Annotated in this window: 20 protein-coding genes; 10 read left to right on the top strand and 10 right to left on the bottom strand. The window is 71.4% G+C overall.

Annotated elements, in window-relative coordinates; genetic code table 11:
• Positions 1-114 precede the first annotated feature (114 nt).
• The 4 genes from ACIRPX_RS07610 to ACIRPX_RS07595 all read right to left on the bottom strand — a co-directional run bounded on the left by ACIRPX_RS07610 (position 115) and on the right by ACIRPX_RS07595 (position 2,758).
• On the bottom strand, positions 115-435 hold the full coding sequence (locus tag ACIRPX_RS07610; protein WP_404189685.1) for a hypothetical protein: 321 nt from the start codon (positions 433-435) through the stop codon (positions 115-117).
• Between the two features lie 91 nt (positions 436-526).
• Positions 527-1,189 carry a class I SAM-dependent methyltransferase gene (locus tag ACIRPX_RS07605; RefSeq protein WP_404189683.1) on the bottom strand — a complete coding sequence of 221 codons (663 nt, stop codon included), beginning with the start codon at positions 1,187-1,189 and terminating at the stop codon, positions 527-529.
• A 149-nt stretch (positions 1,190-1,338) separates the two neighbouring features.
• Positions 1,339-2,196, bottom strand: coding sequence for a hypothetical protein (locus tag ACIRPX_RS07600; protein WP_404189680.1), 858 nt, complete (start codon positions 2,194-2,196; stop codon positions 1,339-1,341).
• Between the two features lie 193 nt (positions 2,197-2,389).
• Positions 2,390-2,758, bottom strand: coding sequence for an ANTAR domain-containing protein (locus ACIRPX_RS07595; RefSeq protein WP_404189678.1), 369 nt, complete (start codon positions 2,756-2,758; stop codon positions 2,390-2,392).
• Between the two features lie 134 nt (positions 2,759-2,892).
• On the opposite strand from ACIRPX_RS07595, the gene ACIRPX_RS07590 reads away from it, so the two are divergent.
• On the top strand, positions 2,893-3,852 hold the full coding sequence (locus tag ACIRPX_RS07590) for a helix-turn-helix transcriptional regulator (protein WP_404189676.1): 960 nt from the start codon (positions 2,893-2,895) through the stop codon (positions 3,850-3,852).
• Between the two features lie 122 nt (positions 3,853-3,974).
• Here the strand turns inward: ACIRPX_RS07590 and ACIRPX_RS07585 are convergent, their stop codons facing one another.
• A complete protein-coding gene (locus tag ACIRPX_RS07585) occupies positions 3,975-4,775 on the bottom strand; it encodes an alpha/beta fold hydrolase (RefSeq protein ID WP_404189674.1) in 801 nt (266 codons plus the stop codon).
• An 82-nt stretch (positions 4,776-4,857) separates the two neighbouring features.
• Between ACIRPX_RS07585 and ACIRPX_RS07580 the strand changes: the two genes are divergently transcribed.
• Positions 4,858-5,859 (top strand): phosphotransferase, encoded by a 1,002-nt coding sequence (locus tag ACIRPX_RS07580; RefSeq protein ID WP_404189671.1) that lies wholly within the window; start codon positions 4,858-4,860, stop codon positions 5,857-5,859.
• A gap of 289 nt (positions 5,860-6,148) precedes the next feature.
• Positions 6,149-6,658, top strand: coding sequence for a glutathione peroxidase (locus tag ACIRPX_RS07575; protein WP_404189668.1), 510 nt, complete (start codon positions 6,149-6,151; stop codon positions 6,656-6,658).
• A gap of 18 nt (positions 6,659-6,676) precedes the next feature.
• Here the strand turns inward: ACIRPX_RS07575 and ACIRPX_RS07570 are convergent, their stop codons facing one another.
• Both ACIRPX_RS07570 and ACIRPX_RS07565 read right to left on the bottom strand, forming a co-directional pair.
• Positions 6,677-8,545 carry an MFS transporter gene (locus ACIRPX_RS07570; protein WP_404189665.1) on the bottom strand — a complete coding sequence of 623 codons (1,869 nt, stop codon included), beginning with the start codon at positions 8,543-8,545 and terminating at the stop codon, positions 6,677-6,679.
• A gap of 199 nt (positions 8,546-8,744) precedes the next feature.
• Positions 8,745-11,441, bottom strand: coding sequence for a D-alanyl-D-alanine carboxypeptidase (locus tag ACIRPX_RS07565; RefSeq protein WP_404189662.1), 2,697 nt, complete (start codon positions 11,439-11,441; stop codon positions 8,745-8,747).
• A 219-nt stretch (positions 11,442-11,660) separates the two neighbouring features.
• On the opposite strand from ACIRPX_RS07565, the gene ACIRPX_RS07560 reads away from it, so the two are divergent.
• From ACIRPX_RS07560 to ACIRPX_RS07550, 3 genes are all read left to right on the top strand, one after another.
• Complete coding sequence (locus tag ACIRPX_RS07560) at positions 11,661-12,419, top strand: GPP34 family phosphoprotein (protein WP_404189659.1); 759 nt, start codon at positions 11,661-11,663, stop codon at positions 12,417-12,419.
• A gap of 334 nt (positions 12,420-12,753) precedes the next feature.
• The gene (locus ACIRPX_RS07555) at positions 12,754-13,611 is read left to right on the top strand and encodes a helix-turn-helix domain-containing protein (RefSeq protein ID WP_404189656.1); all 858 of its coding nucleotides are present in this window, start codon (positions 12,754-12,756) and stop codon (positions 13,609-13,611) included.
• 214 nt (positions 13,612-13,825) lie between these two features.
• Positions 13,826-14,017, top strand: a complete 192-nt coding sequence (locus tag ACIRPX_RS07550) for a DUF397 domain-containing protein (protein ID WP_404189653.1) — start codon at positions 13,826-13,828, stop codon at positions 14,015-14,017.
• 135 nt (positions 14,018-14,152) lie between these two features.
• Here the strand turns inward: ACIRPX_RS07550 and ACIRPX_RS07545 are convergent, their stop codons facing one another.
• Positions 14,153-14,998, bottom strand: a complete 846-nt coding sequence (locus ACIRPX_RS07545; protein WP_404189651.1) for a hypothetical protein — start codon at positions 14,996-14,998, stop codon at positions 14,153-14,155.
• 85 nt (positions 14,999-15,083) lie between these two features.
• Here ACIRPX_RS07545 and ACIRPX_RS07540 point away from each other — a divergent pair, with 85 nt between their 5' ends.
• From ACIRPX_RS07540 to ACIRPX_RS07530, 3 genes are all read left to right on the top strand, one after another.
• Positions 15,084-15,869, top strand: a complete 786-nt coding sequence (locus tag ACIRPX_RS07540; protein WP_404189648.1) for an SDR family oxidoreductase — start codon at positions 15,084-15,086, stop codon at positions 15,867-15,869.
• Between the two features lie 227 nt (positions 15,870-16,096).
• The gene (locus ACIRPX_RS07535; protein ID WP_404189645.1) at positions 16,097-17,671 is read left to right on the top strand and encodes a sodium:solute symporter family protein; all 1,575 of its coding nucleotides are present in this window, start codon (positions 16,097-16,099) and stop codon (positions 17,669-17,671) included.
• Positions 17,672-17,799: 128 nt separating this feature from the next.
• Positions 17,800-18,399, top strand: a complete 600-nt coding sequence (locus ACIRPX_RS07530) for a DinB family protein (RefSeq protein ID WP_404189643.1) — start codon at positions 17,800-17,802, stop codon at positions 18,397-18,399.
• A gap of 18 nt (positions 18,400-18,417) precedes the next feature.
• On the opposite strand, the gene ACIRPX_RS07525 is transcribed toward ACIRPX_RS07530, so the two are convergent.
• The gene (locus ACIRPX_RS07525) at positions 18,418-19,533 is read right to left on the bottom strand and encodes an ADP-ribosylglycohydrolase family protein (RefSeq protein WP_404189641.1); all 1,116 of its coding nucleotides are present in this window, start codon (positions 19,531-19,533) and stop codon (positions 18,418-18,420) included.
• Positions 19,534-19,755: 222 nt separating this feature from the next.
• Between ACIRPX_RS07525 and ACIRPX_RS07520 the strand changes: the two genes are divergently transcribed.
• Positions 19,756-20,256: a DUF2165 domain-containing protein gene (locus ACIRPX_RS07520; RefSeq protein ID WP_404189639.1), complete on the top strand. Its 501-nt coding sequence runs from the start codon at positions 19,756-19,758 to the stop codon at positions 20,254-20,256.
• Between the two features lie 9 nt (positions 20,257-20,265).
• Here the strand turns inward: ACIRPX_RS07520 and ACIRPX_RS07515 are convergent, their stop codons facing one another.
• On the bottom strand, positions 20,266-20,823 hold the full coding sequence (locus tag ACIRPX_RS07515) for a hypothetical protein (RefSeq protein WP_404189637.1): 558 nt from the start codon (positions 20,821-20,823) through the stop codon (positions 20,266-20,268).
• Positions 20,824-20,890: the final 67 nt, after the last annotated feature.

Genomic DNA, 20,890 nt, shown 5'->3' with positions numbered 1-20,890 from the left:
CGATCCGTTCACACCAGAGCCGTCGAATCCGTCCGGTCCCCCGGCGACGCGTCGGTCCCCCGTCCCGGCTCCTCACTCGCCGCGGTCCCGCTGTCCGGGCGGGTGCGTCCTCGCTCAGGAGCCGCCCCGGTTGATCGGAGGCAGCTTCCGGGGCTTTTGGCCGCCGCGAGCGTTCCAGGACGTGTCCCGGCCACGGACCACCATGATGAAGCCGGCCACGCTGACCACCGAGAAACAGATGACGAGAACGGCACCGAGCGGCTGGTGGTCGTCGGTCAGAGATCCTACGGCGCGTAGGAACTGCCCCACTCCGACGGCCACTGCGCCCCAGCCCGCCAGAGTGCCGGCGTGCCGGCGTCGTTGCCGCAGGACGAACCACATGCCAAGGACCAGGCAGATGGCACCCCCGGCGCCGAAAACCACTGCATCGAACATTCCCGCCTCCGGCCGAAGCGTACCGATCGGGAGGTGTGGGGGCCGCCCAGGCCGCGAAACGCATGCGACAGGCCACGAGGAGGGACGGAGGTCAGCCGGATGATGTGCTCGCGCGCTGACGGAGCACGTCGTAGCCCACGAACTCGAACAGCCGGGTGCCGGCGCACAGGGGGCGCGGGGTGCCGGTGAACCGGTGCGCACCGACACCGAAGCCGGCATCCGGCTCCGACAGCCACGTCAGGTCGAAACCCCGCTCGGAGAACCGCTCGCAGATCATGGGTACTCGGTCGGGGGCGGCACGGTTGCGGGTCCAGATGACGGTGCCGCCGGTCCTGCACAACTGGTCGCAGGCGTCGACGGTGCGTTCGATGTCGCTGTCGGTGATGTTCCCGAAGACACCGCAGACCAGCACGAGGTCCGCAGGAGTCATGTCCCGGTACTGGTCGACGAGCGAGGCGTCGCCCGTCACCACCTCGACCTGGTCCAGTTTCGCCAGGCGGGCCGTCTCCGAGGCCGAGGCGGTGTTGCGGGCGTCCCTCTCGACAAGCCGCACCCGCACCTCGTGGCGGCGGGGATGACCGGACAGGACGGGAAGGAGGTCGCGGCCGTCCCCGGCGCACAGGCTGATCACCTTCAACGGCCCGGCCGGGGCCTCGTCCAGGACCGCCCCGATCCGCGCTCGAACGGTCCGCAGCCTCCGTGCCATCCAGGAGTCCGCCACGTCGTACTTGTCATGCCAGGCGCGCCAGTCCATCGCCGCACCCTACGGCCGGCCACGGCCGCGGACGATCCGGTTTCCCCCGCCGACAACCCACTGGACCCGCCTTCCGGCCAAGTCGGCGCCGGGCGGAGGGTGGAGGGCGGAGCAGAGGTGTGTTCGGTGCGGGACCGTCGGTGTGATCGTCATCGGGAGTCGTCGGCCTGGTGGCGGGTGGGGTGGTTACGGACGGTGCGCCAGCGGGACCGGGTCTGTTCGACGATGGAGTCCCACTGGCGGCGGACCTCGTCCTGGGACGGGCGCCGGCCCTGGCGAATCCGGGTCAGCTCGTCCCGCACCTCGCGACCCAGCGCCGCCGACGCGACGACGACGAGCATGACGCCGAAGAGGGTCGTGGCCATCCCGAAGACCGCACCGGCGGCGCCGTAGCTGGAGGCGTAGGAGTTGAACAAGCGCGGGAGGTACACGGTCGCCACCACCGAATAGGCCGCCGTCAGGACCGCCGCGGCGACCGCGAAGGGGAGCAGGACCGGCCAGGTGAGCCGCTTCGCGGACAGGATCCAGCCGCTCCAGGTGAGGAAGGCGGTGGACACCGGCACCTCGCACACCGCGGCCGCCACGCCCAGGCGTCCTCCGCCCAGGGCGACGTAGATCCAGCCGATCACCGCCGAATAGAAGGTGAGCGAGCAGATCCACCACAGGCCGTTACGGGTGTTGCGTACGCCGAGCGGCTTCAGTTCCCAGGTCTGCTCGAACAGGCGCTGCACGGCGCGGGAGAAGCTCAGCACCGAGACCGCCAGGAACAGCATCCCGAAGACCCCGACGCCGGCACTCGCGGACTCCGCGGAGAACACCGCTCTGACGGCCTCCGCGCCGCCACCGGTGAGGCCGTAGCGGTTGATGATCCGCTCCGCGGCCTCCTCTCGGAACAGGACCCCGCTCAGGACCGCGAGCGGGATCAGCGCGGTCAGCGCACCTGAGGCGAGAGCCATCGCGCGGTCGAAGCCGGCGATCTTCTGGAACCGGCTGACGACGCCCAGCACGAAGGCAGGACGCAGCCAGAATGTCAGCGTTCTGATGAGGCGCTCGCGGTTGGTTCCCGGCGTCCTGTCCTCCGCTGATTCAGGACCAATTGTGGCGAACCGAGCCTAGGCGACGGCCGCCCGTGCGGCGAGGGGCGACACACGACAGGACCGCTTTTCCGCTCGCCTGGGGTGCCTCACGCGACAGCCGCGATCAGGGCCACCCGCAGGCCGCCGCCCCCGCGTGCTCCTCGTCGTCCTCGTAGGAGCCGTCCGTGTCCTGGCGGCGGGCGTGGTCGACCGCGTGGGGCAGGGCCGTGCGGATGACGTCGGGGAGGGGGCTGCCGCCGGCGGGCCACTGGACGAGGCAGCGGGCGATCTCGCGGAGCTTGACGTTGGTGTGCTGGGAGATGTGCTTCAGCACGGCCCAGCCCTGGTCGGGGCGCAGGCCCGCGACGGTGATGACCACGCCGATCGCCTGGTCGACGAGGGCGTGGGAGTCCACGGCGTGGCGCAGCTGCTGCACTTCCTCCTGCAGGGCCGTCACATCGCCCGTGGCCGCGTCCTCGTCTTCTCCGATCATGTTCGGAAGCCTCCGCGCCTTGGGGCCGCGAGCGACAGCCCCAGGGCGAAGTCCGTGGCCGTACGCTGTGCAGAAAGCGAAAAGCACCTGTTCAGGGCGTACATGCCGGAGCTGATGGCGGGAATCTGTCAGCCATGGAGACGCTGACGTTCGAGAGCGACGATCTGGGCGTGACCGAAGATTTCCTCAGTCGCGCCTACGCCAGGTTGCGTATCGGCAGCACCACACCGGAGGCCGGCCGCGTCCGCGTCACCCGTACCGGGGTCGACGCGGTGAGCATCGACGAGATCGACCTGTCCTTCGAGATGAGCTACTCCGTCACCCCGCTCGGCAGGATCTGTCTGTGCGTCATGTACGACGGCACCGTGCGGGACCACGGTTTCCAGGGGGTGCGGGACGACTTCGGCCCCGGCGACGTGGTGATGTTCGCGCCGCCCGAACTGCCGTACTCGGGGCGGATCTGCAACGCGCGCTACAACATCACGATGCTCGACCCCGGCCTGCTGTCGCAGGTGGCCGGTGAGCAGGGCGGGCCGCCGGTCCGGCTGACCGGGCACCGGCCGCGCTCGTCCGCGGTCGCACGGCAGTTGGGCCGCACCATCGCCTATCTGCGGGACCAGGTGCTCGCCGACCCGGCCGTGGCCGAGCAGCCGCTGGTGGCGTCCACCGCCGCGCAGCATCTGGCGGCGAGCGTGCTGTCCGCCTTCCCCAGCACCGCGCTCGCCGGCGACACGTCCACCGCCGCGCGCGACGAGCGGGACACGCACCCGGTGATCCTGCGCCGCGCCCTCGCCTACATCGACGACCACGCCGACCAGCCCGTCACCGTGGCGGAGATCGCCGGGGCCGCGCATGTCACCCCCCGGGCGCTGCAGTACGCCTTCCGCCGCCATCTGGACACCACCCCGCTCGCGCACCTCCGTCAGGTGCGGCTCGCGCAGGCGCACCGGGACCTGATGGCGGGCGATCCCACCGAGGGGGCCACGGTCACGGAGATCGCCGCCCGCTGGGGCTTCCACCACCCGGGCCGCTTCGCGTCCCTCTACCGCGACGCCTACGACCGCGCTCCCCACCGGACGCTCAACGGCGGTTGAGGCGGCGGGCGCCTCCAGGTCCTACCCGGCGGGCGCCTCCGGGTACCGGCCCTACACGGCCCCGCACGGGCGCGTACAACCCCGCACGGCCTCGCGCGGGCACCGCGTCCGCGGATCCAGCGTCACCCGTCCCGGCCCTCCCCCGCCCGGCGGATCGGCAGCATCGTCGCGACGGGGTCCTTGGTGAGGAAGTCGAGGATCAGCGTGTTGACCAGGGCCGGTCTCTCCATCGGTACGGCGTGCGACGTGCCGGGGACGACCGCGAGCTGGGAGGCGGGGATCGCCCGGTACAGGTCGATCGTGTGCTCCAGCGTCATCATGTCGTCGTCGCCGGTGAGGATCAGGGTGGGCGCGGTGATCCGGGACAGTTCGGCCGTCGTCAGGGCCGGCTCCACGGCGAACATGTCGGCCAGCTTGCTCATGACCACCGGCCAGTGGTCGGCGCCGTCGGGTGACACGGCGGCGTACAGGTCGCGCAGTTGCGCCATGGCGGGGTGGTCGTCCGCCATGTGCTCCAGCATCTCCGGCTCCGCGGCGATCTCCGGCGTGGGGCGGAAGTTGGCCCCGATGGCCACGACCTTGCGGACCAGGTCGGGGCGGGCCAGCGCCACCAGCAGGGCCACGATCCCGCCGTCGCTCCAGCCGACGAGATGGGCGGGGCCCTGCACGACCGCCTCGATGAAGTCGACGGTGTCGTCGGCCATGTCCCCGTACGACAGGGGGCCCTCGACGTCGGGGGTGTGACCGTGGGCGCGGCGCTCCGGCAGGAACAGGCGGTAGGCCGCCGCGAGGTCCGCGCGCTGCGCGCCCCACGTCTCGTTCGTGCTCAGGCCCCCGTGCAGCAGGAGCAGCGGTTCGGCGTCCTCGGCGCCGTCGGTCTCGTACCACGTCCTGACGCCGGGCAGTTCCACGTAGTCGCCCATCGGTCCCCGCCTCCCGGACAGTCGCTCCGACTCGACGTTAATCCAGATGAGGCGGTGGCGCCCGCGGTGATGAGATGGCCCGATGAACGATGCTGCGGACGTCGACCGCGGGCGGTACCCGGAGGTCGTGACGCCCTGGGAGCGGGCGGAGTGGCGGGCCGCCGCCCTCGGCTGGGTGGGCGGTGTGCTCGGCGCCCACGGGCTGCGCGAGACCGGGCCCCGGTGGGTGCGGCTGCGGCCCTGGTCGGTGCTGGTGCGGCTGTCGGTGGACGGCACCGGCCCCTTGTGGTTCAAAGCCTGCCCGCCCGCCGCCCGCTTCGAGGCGGGGCTCGCCGAGGCGCTGTCCGCATGGGTTCCGGAGCAGGTGCTGACGCCGCTGGCCGTCGACGCCGACCGGGGCTGGTCGCTGCTCCCCGACGGGGGGCCGCGGCTGGCCGACGTACTGAAGGACGGGGCGGACGGTCCCCGGACGTGGGAGGCCCTGCTGCGCCGGTACGCCGAACTGCAGCGCTCCCTGCTGCCGTACACCTCGAAGATCGAGGCCCTCGGCGTGCCCGACGCCCGTACGGCCACGCTGCCGCACGTCTTCGACCGGCTGGTGGCGGACAACGGCGCCCTGACGGCGGCCGACCGCGCCGTGCTGGGCGGTCTGCGGCCCCGCGTCGCGGAGTGGTGCGAGGAGCTCGCCGGGCTCGGCGTCGCGGACGGCCTCGACCACGCGGACGTGCACGAGGGGCAGGTCTTCGTGCCGGGCCCGGGGCGGTTCACCTTCTTCGACTGGGGGGACGCCGCTCTCTCGCACCCGTTCTGCAGTTTCGTGGTGCCCGCCGGGCACGCCGCCGAACGCTACGGCCCGGACGTGGTGCCCCGCCTGCGCGACGCCTACCTCGAACCCTGGACCGGCGGCGGCCGCACCACCCGGGACCTGCGCCGCGCCCTGAGCCTGGCCTGGCGGCTCGGGACGATCGGGCGGGCCGCCGCCTGGGGGCGGCTGTTCCCGGGAGCGGCGGACGCCACGGACCTGGCCGGCGACGCCCAGGCGGTCGGCTCACTGCTGCGGCTGCGGGACGAGCCGGCCGTGTAGCGGCCGGCTCACCGCAGCCGGCTCACCGCAGCCGGCTCACCGCAGCCGACTCACCGCCGCCGACTCACCGCAGCCGACTCACCGCAGCCGACTCACCGCCGCCGGCTCACCGCAGCCGACTCACCGCGGCCGGCTCACCGCGTGCGACCCGGCGTCGGCGTTCGCTGCTCGGTGCGGGGCCGGTAGCGCGGCGGCGAGCGGGCCGGTTCTCCACTCCCGTACGGCGGCGGGCGGCGTCCTGACCGGGGCACGGAACCGGCCCGACACCTACCGGAGTTAGCATCCGCTCATGACGACTGCAGACAGCAACGGTGCCACACCCCTCGACGTGGAGATCGGCGCCCTCCAGGGCGGCTCCGCCGGCCTCTCCCAGTACGCGGGCAAGGCCGTCCTCATCGTGAACGTGGCCTCCAAGTGCGGGCTGACCCCGCAGTACACCGGGCTGGAGCGCCTCCACGGGCGCTACGCCGACCAGGGCTTCACCGTCCTCGGCGTGCCCTGCAACCAGTTCATGGGCCAGGAGCCGGGCAGCGCCGAGGAGATCGCCGAGTTCTGCTCGGCGACGTACGGCGTGAGCTTCCCCATGACCGAGAAGGTCGAGGTGAACGGCGACGGCCGGCATCCCCTCTACGACCGCCTGACCGGCTTCGCCGACGCCGAGGGGCACACCGGCGACATCCGCTGGAACTTCGAGAAGTTCCTGATCGGGCGGGACGGAAAGGTCGTCGCCCGCTTCTCCCCGCAGACCGAGCCGGAGGCGGCCCAGCTCGTGGCCGCGGTCGAGAGCGCCCTCGGCTAGCGCCCGCTCACCGTCCGGTCACTTCAGCTCGTCGGGGCAGGGCGTGCCGCGCGGCAGCTGGTACGGCGCCCCCAGCCGGTACAGCCCCGCCTTCGGCGCCACCAGGATCGTCCACTTGTCCCCCTTGCCGTCCTCCTCCGTCTGCATCAGGCAGCCGTTGACGTTGCTGAAGGACTTGGGCGTGCCGTCGGGGCGGTGCTTGGAGGCCTCGGTCTCCTTGGGCGGCTTGACGCCCTTGCCCTTGGCGTCGACGAGGCCGAGCCAGGGCGAGTAGGGGACGCGGATCAGGACGCGGCCCGGCTTCTTGACCTCGATGGTCAGCTCGCCCTGCTCCGCGCGGTCGACGGTCGCGGGCGGGTCGGCCAGCGGCACCGGGTCGGTGACCCGGAACAGCTGCCAGTTGGCGTCGCCCCAGATCTGCTTCAGATACGGCATGCCCCGCTGGACGAGTTCCCGCTCGCGCTCGCCGCCGTCGCCGTCCGGTTCGTCCTTGGGCAGGACGACGTAGTGGACTGCCCAGCGCTGCAGCCACTCGTGGTAGTTCGCCGAGTTGAGCGTGTCGTCGTAGAAGAGGGGGTTGCGCTCCATGTCGGCCTGGCGGTTCCAGCCGCGGGCCAGGTTGACGTACGGGGCGAGCGCGGAGGCCTCGCGGTGGGAGCGGGCCGGGACGACCTCGACGCGGCCCTTCTCGGCGCCGACGTCCTGCAGCTGGTTGACGAGGGGTGCGAGCTCACGCGCCCAGGACGCGGTCGGCGTGGTGTGGACGACGTCGTCGACCGCCTTGAAACCGATCCAGAAGGTGAAGCCGAGGAAGGCCACCACGGCGACGTACCAATTCCGCGAGCGAGGGATCTGGAACGGCAGCGCGGCGACCAGCGTGACGCCCGCGAAGAGCATCGCCAGGCGCGTGATGTTGGAGCCGATCTGCGAACTGACCAGCCACACCGCGACGACCGACAGGCCGTAGACGGCGGAGGTCAGCCGGACGGTCGTCCAGTGCTTCGGGACGAGGACGAAGATGATGACCGAGTAGAGGAAGGGCAGGATCACCGAGCCGAACGCCATCGGCTGGGTGCCGGAGAAGGGGAACAGCCACGCCGAGAGGGCCACGACCACGCTGGGGGCGATGCCCAGGGCCCAGGCACCGGGACGGCGCTTCTCCAGGAACAGGGCGACCGCGACCAGGCCCACGAACAGGCCCGCGACCGGGGACGCCATCGTCGCCAGCGCGGCGAGGGGCGCGGCGCACAGGGCCTTCGCCCAGCGCTTGTAGCGCCACTTGTGCGGCCAGCAGAAGACGACGGCCACCGCGCCCAGCGCGAAGGCCGTGCCGAGCCCGAAGGTCACCCGGCCCGAGGCGGCGTTGCACAGGAACGCGAACACACCGGCGAGCGAGGCCCACAGGGGGTTCTTCACCGACCGGCTGCGGATGAGGATCAGCGTGAGCAGCCCGGCCGAGACGGTGCCCGCGATCATCATCGTCGTACGGACGCCGAGCACCGACATCAGATACGGCGACACCATGCTGTAGGAGACCGGGTGCATGCCGCCGTACCAGGCGAGGTTGTACGCCGAGTCCGGGTGCCGGCCGACGAACTCGGCCCAGGCGTCCTGCGCGGCCAGGTCGCCGCCACTGTTCGCGGACGTGAAGAACCAGACGATGTGCAGGATTCCGGCCAGGGCCGTGATCGAGAGCACGGGATGGCGTAGCAGACGCTCCCGCAGGGCGAGGACGGCCGCTCCCACGCGTGACGGATCGCGCTGTGCGCCGCCCGTCGTACGAGCCGTGTCCCGGCTGTCCGTACGCGGTGCGGGCACCCGTATTCGCGGGCCGGTTCCCGGGCCCGGATCGGCGTCGTCGGCGCGTGTCGGCTCCGCAGTGGCCACCTGAAGGCACTCCCCGTGGTGTCCCGTCTTCTGTTCTGGGACGTGTCCCGTTGCCCGCCCGTTCGCGGCCGCGTCCCCGGGGGTTTCCCGGCCGCGTCCCGTGAGCGACCGCATGCCCCGTTTCGTGACGCTAGCACGCACCCCGCCGGGAAGCGCCCTGGTGGGCACCCCGGCGGAGTGTGGAGATCCCGTGACCGGATCAGGTGATGCGCTTGAGCTTCGCACCGAAGCCGGGCTCGGTGAGGTCCTTCTGCAGGGCGACCGGCACCTTGACCGCGCCGCTCGTGCCGTCGCCCACGGTGAGCGTGCCCACCTTGGTGCCGGCCTTCGCGGAGTGCGGCACGTCGTCGGCGTCGAAGGACAGCTTCACCTTCAGGCCGGCCCAGCCGACCGCCTGGACGTCCTTGGTCAGCACGATCGGGGTGTGGCCGCCGAGCCGGTCGTCCACGTAGCCGACCACGTCGCCCTTCTTGAGGATCTTCCTGGCCTTCAGCGCGTCCTGGGCGCCGATCATCGCGGTCTTGCTGACCGCGTTGACGGTGTCGATGATCGGCGGCGTGTGCTGGCCGAGGATCGCGCCGACGACGGTGACCGTCTCGCCGCCGACCTCCTTGGTGGCGGCGAACAGGAGGTTGCCGCCGGCCTTGGTGGTCGTGCCGGTCTTGATGCCGAGCGCGCCGTTGTAGGGGACGAGCGAGTTGTAGTTGCGCCACTTGTGGCCGGACGGGTCGACCCAGTTCGGCAGCTTGGTGATGGCCATCAGGGCCGGGATCTTCACCAGCTCGTTGCCGAGCAGCACCTGGTCCTGGGCGGTCGAGACGGTGGACTCCTTGAGACCGGAGGCGTCCGTGTACGTCGTGTTCTTCATCCCGAGTTCCTTGGCGGTGTCGTTCATCTTCTTGATGAACGCCGCCTCGGAGCCCGCGTCCCAACGGGCCAGCAGGCGCGCGATGTTGTTCGCGGAGGGGATCATGATGGCCGACAGGGCCTGCTTCTCGGTGAGCGTGTCGCCCTGCTTGACCGTGTTGAGGGTGGACTCACCGTCCTTGTCGTAGCCGCCCTCCTTCTCCGCCGTCGCGTCGACCGTGATCTTCTCGCCCTCCGCACCCGGCTTGAGCGGATGGTCCTTGAGCACGAGGTACGCGGTCATCGCCTTGGCGACGGAACCGACGGCGACGGGGGTCTGCTTGCCGAAGTTCCCCATCGTGCCGATGCCGTTGACGTCCATCCAGCCCTGGCCCTCGCTCGGCCACGGGAGGTCGGCCCCGCTGCCGTCGAAGGTGAAGGAGTCGTCGGCGGTGAGCGTGAGCGCAGGGGTGGGCAGCGGGCGCACGGCCTGCGCGATCGCAAAGACGACCGCCAGGAGCAGGACCAGCGGGGTCCAGATCTTGACGCGGCGGACGATCGTGCGGACCGGGGTGACCGGCGGAGGCGGCGTGTTCGTCAGTTCGGCCAGCAGGTCCATCGGCGGCTTCGGCGGCAGCGGCTGCTGCGCGGTGCGCTCGGGACCGACCTGCGGGATCGCGGCGGTGGCGTCCGCGGGCTTCTTCGCGGACGGCTCGTCCAGCGGCTTGAGCGCGACGAACTTGCTGGTGCGCTCCGCCTCCGGTGTCGGGGCGGGGGTCCTGGCCGCCGCGTCGCCGAGCTTGAGCATGGTGGTGGGCTGATCGACCTGCGGCTTGGCCGGCCGCTTGAAGACGGCGGTCGGCTGGTCGACGTGCCGGGCCCCGCCGGGCTTCCCGCCTTCGCTGTCGCCGTCCTCCGCGTCCTCCGCGTCCTCCGCGTCCTCCGCGGGGCGGTCACCGCGCTTGTCCGCGGCGGCCGCGCCCGTGCCCGCGCCGGGTCCACCGGAGTCGCCGGCACCGGCCGGGACGGCGTCCTCAGGCTCCCCAGGGGTCTCAGGGGGCTCAGGGGCCTCAGGAGCCCCAGGGACCGCGTCCTCGACGTCCTCGACGTCCGCGTCAGTCGCGGCGGTCGCGGCGGTCGCGGCGGTCGCGGTGTCCGCGCCGCCCTCCGCCCGCGCAGGCGCGTCGTCCCCGGCCTGGTCGGCCTGCGGCGCGTCCGCGTCCGGGCCCGTTTCCGCGTCAGGGCCGGCGTCCGCGTCCGTGCCCGCGTCCGGCCGGTCGTCGCCGGAGGCGCCCGCGGCGGTGTCCCGCTCTCCGGCCTTCCGCCCACCGGCCTTCCGCTCACCGCCGGCCTGCTCACCGTCCGTGCCCGGGCCGGGCGCCGCGGAGGCGTCCGCCACGTGGCCGGGAGCCTCGGAGTCCGCGGAATCGTCCGTTCCGGCACTCTCAGGCGCCTTCTCCGGGCCTCGCACGCCCTCGGAGTCCTCGGAGTCGCCCGAGCGGACCCAGGCCGCCACAGCGGCGCGCAGGCGGGCGTCGCCCGACGCATCTGACCCGTCACTGTCCGTCGCGGCGCCCTCGGAATGACCGTCCGCGTCGGCGGCGGTGTCCGCGGCTTCCGTCGCCTCAGCCGATCCCGCGCCTTCCGCCGATCCCGTCGTCTCAGCCGATCCCGTCGTCTCAGCCGGTTCCGTCGTCTCAGCCGCTTCCGCCGCTTCGGTCGATCCCGCGGAAACGTCCCCGCCGCTCGTCGCGGCCTCCCCGGTCTCCGCGTCGCCCTCCGGCTCCGGCTCCGGCGCCGCATCGTCCTCCGGCTCCAGGTCCCGTACGGAAAGGACCCGCGTCGCCGTGTCCACGCCACCGGAACTCCGGGCCTTCCCGGACGCCGAGCCGCCCGAGGACTCCGCGTCCCGGGCCACCGCGAGGCGGGGATCACGCGCTTCGGTGCGGGCTTCGGGAACCGGACCCGTGCTCCCCGACGTCGCTTCTGCCGACGACTCGCGCTTCTTGGACCTGTCGGGGGACTCGCCCGCCACCGATGCCTCCTCCATGCCGCACGCCCTCCGTGCGCCTACCGAACCGTGAACCGCCGCCCGGACACCGGTCAAACACGTTGTCCGAACCATGTACCAGTGTCCTGTGTGCGGACCTGACCCCTGCAGTAGACGAGAACGACATACCTACCGGTTCCCTCACAAAGAGGTCACGCACCCTCGACAGACCAATGTGAGAGGGGTCACCCTGTCTTTCATCCACGCGGGGAGGCATGGATGGGCAGGAGCCGCAGAACACTTCCGGAGGAGCTTCTGCTGCTGGCACTGGACCCGGCCACGGGTACCACTGCACAGCCGCAGTCGCTCGACCTCGGTCTGGCCGGAGCACAGCTAGTGGAGCTGGCGCTGGCCGGACGGATAGCCCCAGACGGGGATCGTATCGCCGTGGTAGCCCCACGGCCGACTGGAGATCCGACTCTGGACTGCGCGTTGGAGTTGCTGCGAAGGCGTGGCGCTCCCGTGCGTGCCGTCCACTGGATCGGCGGGCCCCGTCTCGGGCTGCGCCAGACCTATCTCTCGCATCTGGAGCGGTGCGGCATGGTGCATGCCGTGGCGGGCCAGATGTGCGGAGTGCTGCCGACGACGCGGTACCAGGCGACGGACACCGAAATCAGCCGGGAGATCAGGGCCCGGCTGGATTCCGCGATCCGTACCGGCGTACCGCCGGACCCGCGGACCGCGGCGCTCGCCGCCCTGGCCCACGCGGTCGGCCTCGGCAAGCATCTGTATCCGGGCAACGAGGGACGGTCCTCGCGCTCCCGGCTGCGGGATCTGATCAGGCACGACCCCATGGGCGGCCTCGTGGCGCACGCCGTGATGGACGTCCAGAACGGCGTGGCGGCCCAGCCGCGCCGCAGCCCGGCCGCACCGCCCGGCCGGCAGGCCACGGGACCGGCCAGGTCCGCACCGGAACCCGCGCGCGGCGTTCCGATGCAGCCGCGCCGCGGTTCCATGGCGCGCGTCGTGGCGCACTGAGCCGCATCACCACGACGAGCGGCAGGAACCACCACCGCAGCACCACGCACCGCCGAGCGCCGCACCGAGCCTGAACAGGCAGTCCCCAAGACCCGGTACGGGAGCCGCTGGGTCCGCGCGGAGCGGCGGGACCGTCGCACGCATCCGCCCCTGCGGATGGCATGACGGTCCCGCCGCTCCGCGCGGCCGTGTGTGCGGACAGGGCGGTGAACTGGCGCGTATGCAGCGCACATCCGACAGTTTCCCAGCGGCGGCGAGCACCTTGGTGGCAGTCTGCTCAACAGCAGATACGCAAAGTGGCAAGTCGAGGCACGCAGCCGGAGGTGCACGTCCCGTGGCGTCCAATGTCAATCCCACCGTCAGGCGGCGCCGACTGGGCCAGGAGCTGCGCCGGCTCCGCGAGCTCAAGGGCATGACGGCCGAGGAAGTGGCGGAGCGGCTGCTGGTGTCGCAGTCGAAGATCAGCCGGCTGGAGAACGGCCGCCGCAGCATCAGCCAGCGAGACGTCCGTGACCTGTGCGGGGTCTACGAGGTGGAGGACCACCGGATCGTCGACTCACTCATGCAGATGGCCAAGGACAGCCGCCAGCAGGGCTGGTGGCACTCCTTCGGCGACATTCCCTACAGCGTGTACATCGGCCTGGAGACGGACGCGGCGAGCCTGCGCGTCTACGACCCCCAGGTCGTCCCGGGACTGCTGCAGACCCGGCAGTACGCGGAGGCGCTGATCGCGGGAGCGCTCCCGGAGACCGCGGCCGCCGACATCGAGAAGCGGGTCCAGGTGCGGCTGCGTCGGCAGGAACGAATCACCGCCCCGGAGAACCCGCTGCGGCTGTGGACGGTGATGGACGAGGCGGCGCTGCGGCGCGTGGTGGGCCACCGCTCGCTCATGCGCGACCAGTTGGAGCACCTGGTCGAGCAGTCCCAACTGCCGCACGTCACCGTGCAGGTGATCCCCTTCGACATGGGGGCGCATCCCGGCCTCAACGGCCAGTACGCGATCCTCGAGTTCCCCGACGCGGCCGACTCCAGCGTCGTCTACATCGAGGGCGTCACCAGCGACCTGTACCTGGAGAAGGCCAACGACGTGCAGAAGTACAGCGTGATGTACGAGCACCTGCGCGCCCAGGCCCTGAATCCGGACCAGTCCCGGCAGTTCATCGCGGACATCGCAAAGGAATATGCCCGCTGAAAAGCCGCACCGTACACCTTCCCGGGGTCGAATTGGAAGACCCACCTGGAATATGCCACCCGGTCGAGCGAATAGTCGCTTCGTACGCCGAGGTTCGCGAGTAGCGTCGATCACGCCACCACACACCAGAGGTTGGCGCAAACCGCGCTGTGGATCCGGAGCCGGATCCGCCGTGCGGTGACAGCAACTCCACAACTGGCACTTCGGAGCGAACATGGCAATTCGTCAGGGCGGCACGCACACGTGGACCAAGTCCTCGTACTCCACCGGCAACGGCGCGTGCGTCGAGATCAAGTCACCGGTCCGCGCGGCCATGGCCGTCCGGGACTCCAAGGTCCCGGCGGGCCCCGTGCTGGCCTTCCCCGCCGACGCCTGGAACACCTTCGTCGGCTCGATCAAGGCGTAAGGGGAGGATCTTTCTGATCCTCGACCTGCGTTCACGTTCCACAACTGCACAAGCACCACAGGAAGAGCCCTCTCGTCCAGCTTCGCCGTCCTTGCCGAGGGGGCTCGGCTTGTGCCCGGCCACACCGGCCGGCCGCTACCTCAGGCGGTCCACGTACTGGTCCGTCCCCGGCACGGTCGGGACGAACGGCGCGACCAGCTCCACCCGCCCCAGCCCGGCCTCCCGCACCGGCACGTCCAGGTCCGCGAAATACGCCTCCCAGCACGCGCGCGGATCCGCCTGCAGAAACCACAGCAGGGTCAGCCTCGTGTCCACGCCCTCGACCTGCTTGACGTACGTCATGCGATCGCCGGGCAGCGGCGTCGGCCGGAAGACGGTCACCATCGCGGCCGGCGAGCCCGCCACCCGCTTGGGCAGGTGCCGCGAGCGCAGCCAGTCCAGCAACGCGGCGCGCCGCTCCCCCGATTCGGCGTCGATCACCTCCATGACCAGGCCCGCGTAGGGATGGTCGAGGGCGTGGACGTCGCGCGGTCCGGCCGCCCCGTCCCGGTAGACGGTCGCCTCGTGGTCCTGGAACGCCGTGAAGACGTGCGTACGGTCCTGGTAGACGCGGGCGTCACGGTTGAGGCGCCTGTTGATGGCGACGGTCCACCGCATGTGGTCGTCGTAGCGGCCGTCCGTGATCCAGTACGTGGAGAGGTAGCAGCCCGCGGTGACCGGCTGCGCGACCGCCGACTGCCCGGGATAGCGCAGCAGTTGGAGGTCGCGGGTCGCCACCCAGCGGCGGCCGGCGTACATCCAGGGCATGGCCATCGCGCCGGCGTAGTAGTGGTCGTCCTCGTACCAGCGGTTGTACGCGTACTCGTGGCCGGGGTGGGGCTCGACCATGGTGATCAGGGCGTGGCCCGGGCGGACCCCGTACGGGCCCACGGCGGCCAGCTCCGCGTACGCCTCGCTGCGGGTGTCGGTCTCCTCGGACATGGGCGTTCCCCTTCCTTCGTCGGCCGCTCGCCCATACTCTGACGCCCCGTCAGAAAATGCGCCAGGGTCAGGGCGGAGGTCAGTCATGTCACTGCTAGCGGGCAGAACGGTCGTCGTGTCGGGGGTCGGCGCCGGGCTCGGCCATCAGGTCGCGGCGGCGGTCGTGCGCGACGGCGGCAACGCGGTGCTCGGGGCGCGCACCGAGGCCAGCCTCGCCAAGAGCGCCGCGGACATCGATCCGGACGGGGCACACACGGCGTACCGGCCGACCGACATCACGGACGAGGAGCAGTGCGAGCGGCTCGCGGCGCTCGCGCACGAGCGGTTCGGGCGGATCGACGCGGTGGTCCATGTGGCCGCCTGGGACAGCTACTTCGGCGGCCTCCAGGACGCGGACTTCGCCACCTGGCAGTCGGTGATCGACGTGAACCTGCTGGGCTCGCTGCGGATGACCCGGGCCTGCCTGCCGGGTCTCAAGGAGCATGGCGGTTCGGTGGTGTTCATCGGCACGCAGTCGTCGGTGGCGGCGCCCAGCCAGGTGCGGCAGGCGGCGTACGCGGCCTCCAAGGGGGCGCTGACGAGCGCGATGTACTCCCTCGCCCGCGAGCTCGGCCCGCACCGCATCCGGGTCAACACCGTGCTGCCGGGCTGGATGTGGGGTCCGCCGGTGCAGGCGTACGTGCAGTTCACCGCCCACACGGAGGGCGTGCCCGAGCCGGACGTGCTGCGGCGGCTCACGGAGCGGATGGCGCTGCCGGAGCTGGCGACGGACGGGGACGTGGCCGATGCGGCCGTCTTCCTCGCCTCCGACCGGGCACGCGCCATCACCGGGCAGTCGCTGCTGGTCAACGCCGGGGAGCTGATGCGCTGAGCGCCCTTCCCGATCACCCTTCATTGTTCATGTGAGTGAACACAGGTCAGCAAGACGAACATCTTTACTTGCTCTTGACCTTACGTCCGCTTGTCGTGTCCGCGCTGACGCACCCACGATGAGCGGGCACTTCGCGGCCTCTCCCGGCTTCCCACGCCCCTACCCCGCTCAGGCGAAGTGCCAACCAACTGAGCGCGGTTCACAAGGCGGACCCTGGAAGGGGGCACATGAACAGTCTCGACTGGGCCGTGCTCATCGGCTACTTCGGCGTGATGGTGGCCATCGGCATCTGGTCGCACAAGCGTGTCGACAACGTGAGCGACTTCTTCACCGCCGGCGGGAAGATGCCGTGGTGGCTGTCCGGCATCTCGCACCACATGTCGGGCTACAGCGCGGTGATGTTCACCGGCTACGCGGGCATCGCCTACACCTACGGCGTGACGTCCTTCGTCACGTGGTCCTTCCCCATCGCACTGGGCGTCGCCATCGGCTCGAAACTGTTCGCGCCGCGCATCAACCGGCTGCGCTCACGGCTCCACGTGGCCTCGCCCCTGGAGTACCTGAAGAACCGCTACGACCTCAAGACCCAGCAGGCGCTGGTCTGGTCGGGCATGCTGCTGAAGGTCGTGGACGTCGGCGCGAAGTGGGCGGCGATCGCCACCCTGCTGTCGGTCTTCACCGGCATCTCGCTCAACCAGGGCATCCTCATCACCGGCGCGATCACCGCCGTCTACTGCACCATCGGCGGGCTGTGGGCGGACGCGCTGACCGAACTGGGCCAGTTCCTCATCCAGTTGCTCGCGGGCATCGCGATGTTCGTGGCGGTGGTGCTGAAGCTGAACGACAAGGGCATCGGCCTCTTCGACGCCTTCGACCAGCCGGCCCTGCACGGCCACGGCAAACCGCTGGTGGGCCCCTACGGCACGGTCTTCCTGCTGGCGTTCCTCTTCATCAAGCTCTTCGAGTACAACGGCGGCATGCTCAACCAGGCCCAGCGGTACATGGCGACGGGCAGCGCCCGTGAGGCCGAGCGCTCGGCCCGGCTGTCCGCGGTGCTGTGGCTGGTCTGGCCGGTCGTCCTCTTCTTCCCGATGTGGATATCGCCCCTGCTGGTCCACGCCCAGAAGCCGGACGGCTCCGACTCCTACGGCCTGATGACCGAACAGCTGCTGCCGCACGGCCTGCTGGGCCTGGTCGTCGTGGGCTTCTTCTCCCACACGATGGCCATGTGCTCCTCCGACGCCAACGCGATCGCGGCGGTGTTCACCCGGGACGTGGCTCCGGTGGTGTCGGAGAAGGCCCGGGGCTGGGGCGAACGTTCGGGCCTGATCGCGGCGCGGGTGACCACGGTGCTCTTCCTCGGTCTGTCGATGGCGGTGGCGACGCAGGTCAACTCCCCCACCTTCAAGGACATCATCACCGTCGTCATCAAGTGGGTCGCGGGTCTGATGGGCCCGATCGCCATCCCGATGATGCTGGGACTGCTGCGCCCCTTCCGCCGCTCCGGCCCGACGGCCGCGCTCGTCAGCTGGTCGATGGGTCTGCTGGCCTTCTGGCTGGTCAACTACCCGATCAACTGGAGTGTCGACGGCGGCGTCCCGCTCCAGTACCAGGTGTCGATCCCGCTGGCCGTCTCGCTGGTCCTGTACGTCCTCGTCGGCCATCTGAGGCCCGAGGACACCCCGGAACGGCTGGCGGTCATCGAGAAGATCAACACGGACGACGACGGCGCGGCGGTCGCCGTGCCGGTGCCGGCGGGCGAGGTGGAGGACGTCACGGGACGCACTCCGGTGAAGGACTGACGTTCTGTCAACCCCTTCCGGGGACCCGGGCCGTGAGCCAGGCCCGGGTCCTCCCGCGTGCGCGCGGCGGTGACGCGCGGCGCCGGCATCGGCGTGCCGGGAGATCGTCCGGGCGGCAGACTGTCCGGATGACTCCACCCGATCCCAAGGCCGACCTGCTGCGCTATCTCCAGGACGCCCGCAACGCCCTGCTGTGGAAACTCGAGGGCCTGCGGGAGTACGACGTCCGGCGCCCGATGACGCCGACCGGCACCAACCTGCTGGGCCTGGTCAAGCATGTGACGTTCGTCGAACTGGGCTACCTGGGCGACACGTTCGGCCGCCCGTCCGGCGTGCCGAGCCCCTGGGCCGCGCCCGCCCACGCCGACGATCCGAACGCCGACATGTGGGCCACCGCCGACGAGTCCCGCGAGGACGTCGTCGCCCGCTACCGCGAGGCGTGGGCGCATGCCGACGCGACCGTGCGGGCGCTGCCGCTCGATGCAGCGGGCCATGTGCCGTGGTGGCCGCGCGACAACGACATCACCCTGCACCACGCCCTGGTGCGCGTCCTCGCCGACACGCACCGGCACGCCGGGCACGCCGACATCCTGCGGGAGACCCTCGACGGGGCCACGGGCATGCGGGAGGACAACTCCAGCCTGCCGACCACCGACGCGACGTGGTGGAAGGAGTACCGCGAGCGGCTGGAGCGGACGGCCGAGGAGGCGGCGCGCAAGGCACCATGACGGCGGGGGAACGGGCACTCAGGCCCGCGGATACCGGGCCAGCCACCCCGGCGACGAGCCGGCCGGTCCGTGCAGGGCGGGACCCTGGGTCATCTCCATGGCGAAGTCGTCGGCGAGCTCCAGCAGCGTGGGGCGGCCCTCCAACTCGGCCAGCCAGCCCGGCGGCAGGGCCGTCTCGCCGTGCAGGGCGCCCAGGAGACCACCGGTGAGGGTGGCCGTCGCGCCCGAGGGGCCGTCGTGGTTGACCGCGAGGCACAGGCCGTGGCGGACGTCCTCGCCCACGAGGGCGCAGTACACGGCGGCGGCCAGCACCGCTTCCGCCGTGCCGTCACCGGCCAGTTCGGCGACCCGGGCGGGCGTGGGCATCCCCTGCCGTACCGCGCCGAGGGCGTGCTGCAGCGCGTCCGAGACCGACTGGTGCCCGGGGCGTGCGGCGAGCAGGGCGAGCGAGCGCTGCACGGCGCCGTCGAGGCTCTCGCCGCGGGCCAGGCCGTGCACGATCACGGCGTACGCCCCCGCCGAAAGAAGAGCCACCGGATGCCCGTGGGTCTGGGCCGCGCACTCCACCGCGAGCTGGACCACCAGCTGCGGCTCCCAGCCGACCAGCAGCCCGAAGGGCGCGGACCGGGCGGTCGCCTCCGGGCCGGCCTCGCCGGGGTTCTTCGGCGCCTCCAGGGTCCCCATGTTCTCGTCGCCGAACCCGAGCAGGAGCGACCGGGCGGGGTCCCGCCGGGCGTAGAGCCACTCCTCGCGTGCCAGCCAGCCGTCGTCCTTGCGGCGCTCGTCGGGCCCCCAGTCGCGCTGGGTGGCCGCCCAGCGAAGATAGGCCCGGTGCAGATCGGTCGGCGGATGCCAGGCGCCGGTGTCGCGGCGGACCTGGGCCCGGATCAGCCCGTCCACACTGAACAGGGTGAGCTGGGTGAGATGGGTCACGGCGCCGCGTCTGCCGTAGGCGAAGGTGAGGTCGAGGACGCCGTCGCCGCCGTACTCCTCCCGGATCGCGTCGAGGTCCAGGCCGTCCACGGGCGCTCCCAGGGCGTCCCCGACGGCGCCCCCCAGCAGCGTTCCGCGCACCCGGCTCCGGAAGTCCTGCTGCTCGGCACGGCCCCATACGGCCCCAGCTGTCGCGTCCACAGGACCTCCCTCCGGCACCGTCCGACGCATGACAGTTCAGCACTGTAATCGAACGGGGACGGTGGGTTGAGAGGGCGGTGTGCCATGCGAAATGTGCTCCGAGTGGTCCCGAACGATCCCAAGTGATCCCGAACGACCGAAGTGCGGCCCCGGTGAACTCGCCGCCGCCGCAGGCCCGGTCCGGGTCCGTCGCCCTCCGGGGCCCCGGGGAGAATGGCTGTCATGACCACTACCACCCCCCGCAACGCCCTCTCCCTGGCCGCCGCGCTGCTGACGGCCACCGTCGCCCTCTACATCGCCCTGGTCGCTTTCGGGAACATCACCGACTTCGGCACCAACCAGGCGTTCGTGCAGCACGTCCTGGCCATGGACACCACGTTCAAGGACGACGACCTGATGTGGCGGGCCGTCACCAGCAAGGGACTGCAGAACACCGCCTACGTCGCCATCATCGTCTGGGAGACCGTCGCCGCGCTGGTCCTGATCTACGGCACCTGGCTCTGGGCCCGGCGCGACCACGCCCGTGCGCGTGCCGTGTCGACCTACGGCCTGCTGATGCTGATGCTGCTCTTCGGGGCCGGTTTCATCGCCGTCGGCGGCGAATGGTTCTCCATGTGGCAGTCGAAGACCTGGAACGGACTGGACGCGGCACTGCGGGTGTTCGTGCTGAGCGGCGTCGTCCTGATCGTCGTGCAGCTGACCGGCCGGCGGAGCGAGGGCTGACCCCCGGGCCTACTTGACCACGGCCACCTTCGTCCCGGCCGTCCCGAACGTCCACATCGCCGCCCCGTCCGCCGTCCGCATCCGGATGCCGCCCGTCGGTGTCCCGGAGGCGGGCGGCGGCGAGGATCCGTCGACGGCGTTGGAGAAGGCGATGTTGGAGCCGGAGCGCACGGTGAAGTACACGATGTGCTCGATCTTCACACCGTCCGAGCCGGTGATGGGGCCGTCGGCGCGGGTGCCCACCGTGTAGGTCCCCGGCTGCGGGCTCACCGTCCCGGGCCACACGGCGAAGGTGCGCCGGGCCGCGTCGCCCGCGTCGACCAGCCAGACCGTCTTCCGCCCGAGCGAGTAGACGATACGGCGCCCGGTCCCGGAGCCGTCCGGCACCGCGGCCGGCGCCGTGGACCGCGTGGGCTTGGGATGCGCCGTGGCCGACGCGCTGGGCCGGGCCGCGGCCGCGTGCGGTTTCGGTCCCTTGTCGGCCTGCACGGCCAGGACGGTGACGGCGGCTATCGCTCCCACCGTCAGGCCGGTCACCCAGACCTTCGACGCTGGCACGGCACGCATCTCCTCGGTGACGGGACCCCTCGGACCCGTTGGAACAGGGGTCCGATCATCGTACTGTGGCGCCCTC

The organism is Streptomyces sp. NPDC101225 (assembly GCF_044767585.1).
GTDB lineage: Bacteria > Actinomycetota > Actinomycetes > Streptomycetales > Streptomycetaceae > Streptomyces.
This window is presented reverse-complemented; position numbering and strand designations above follow the sequence as displayed.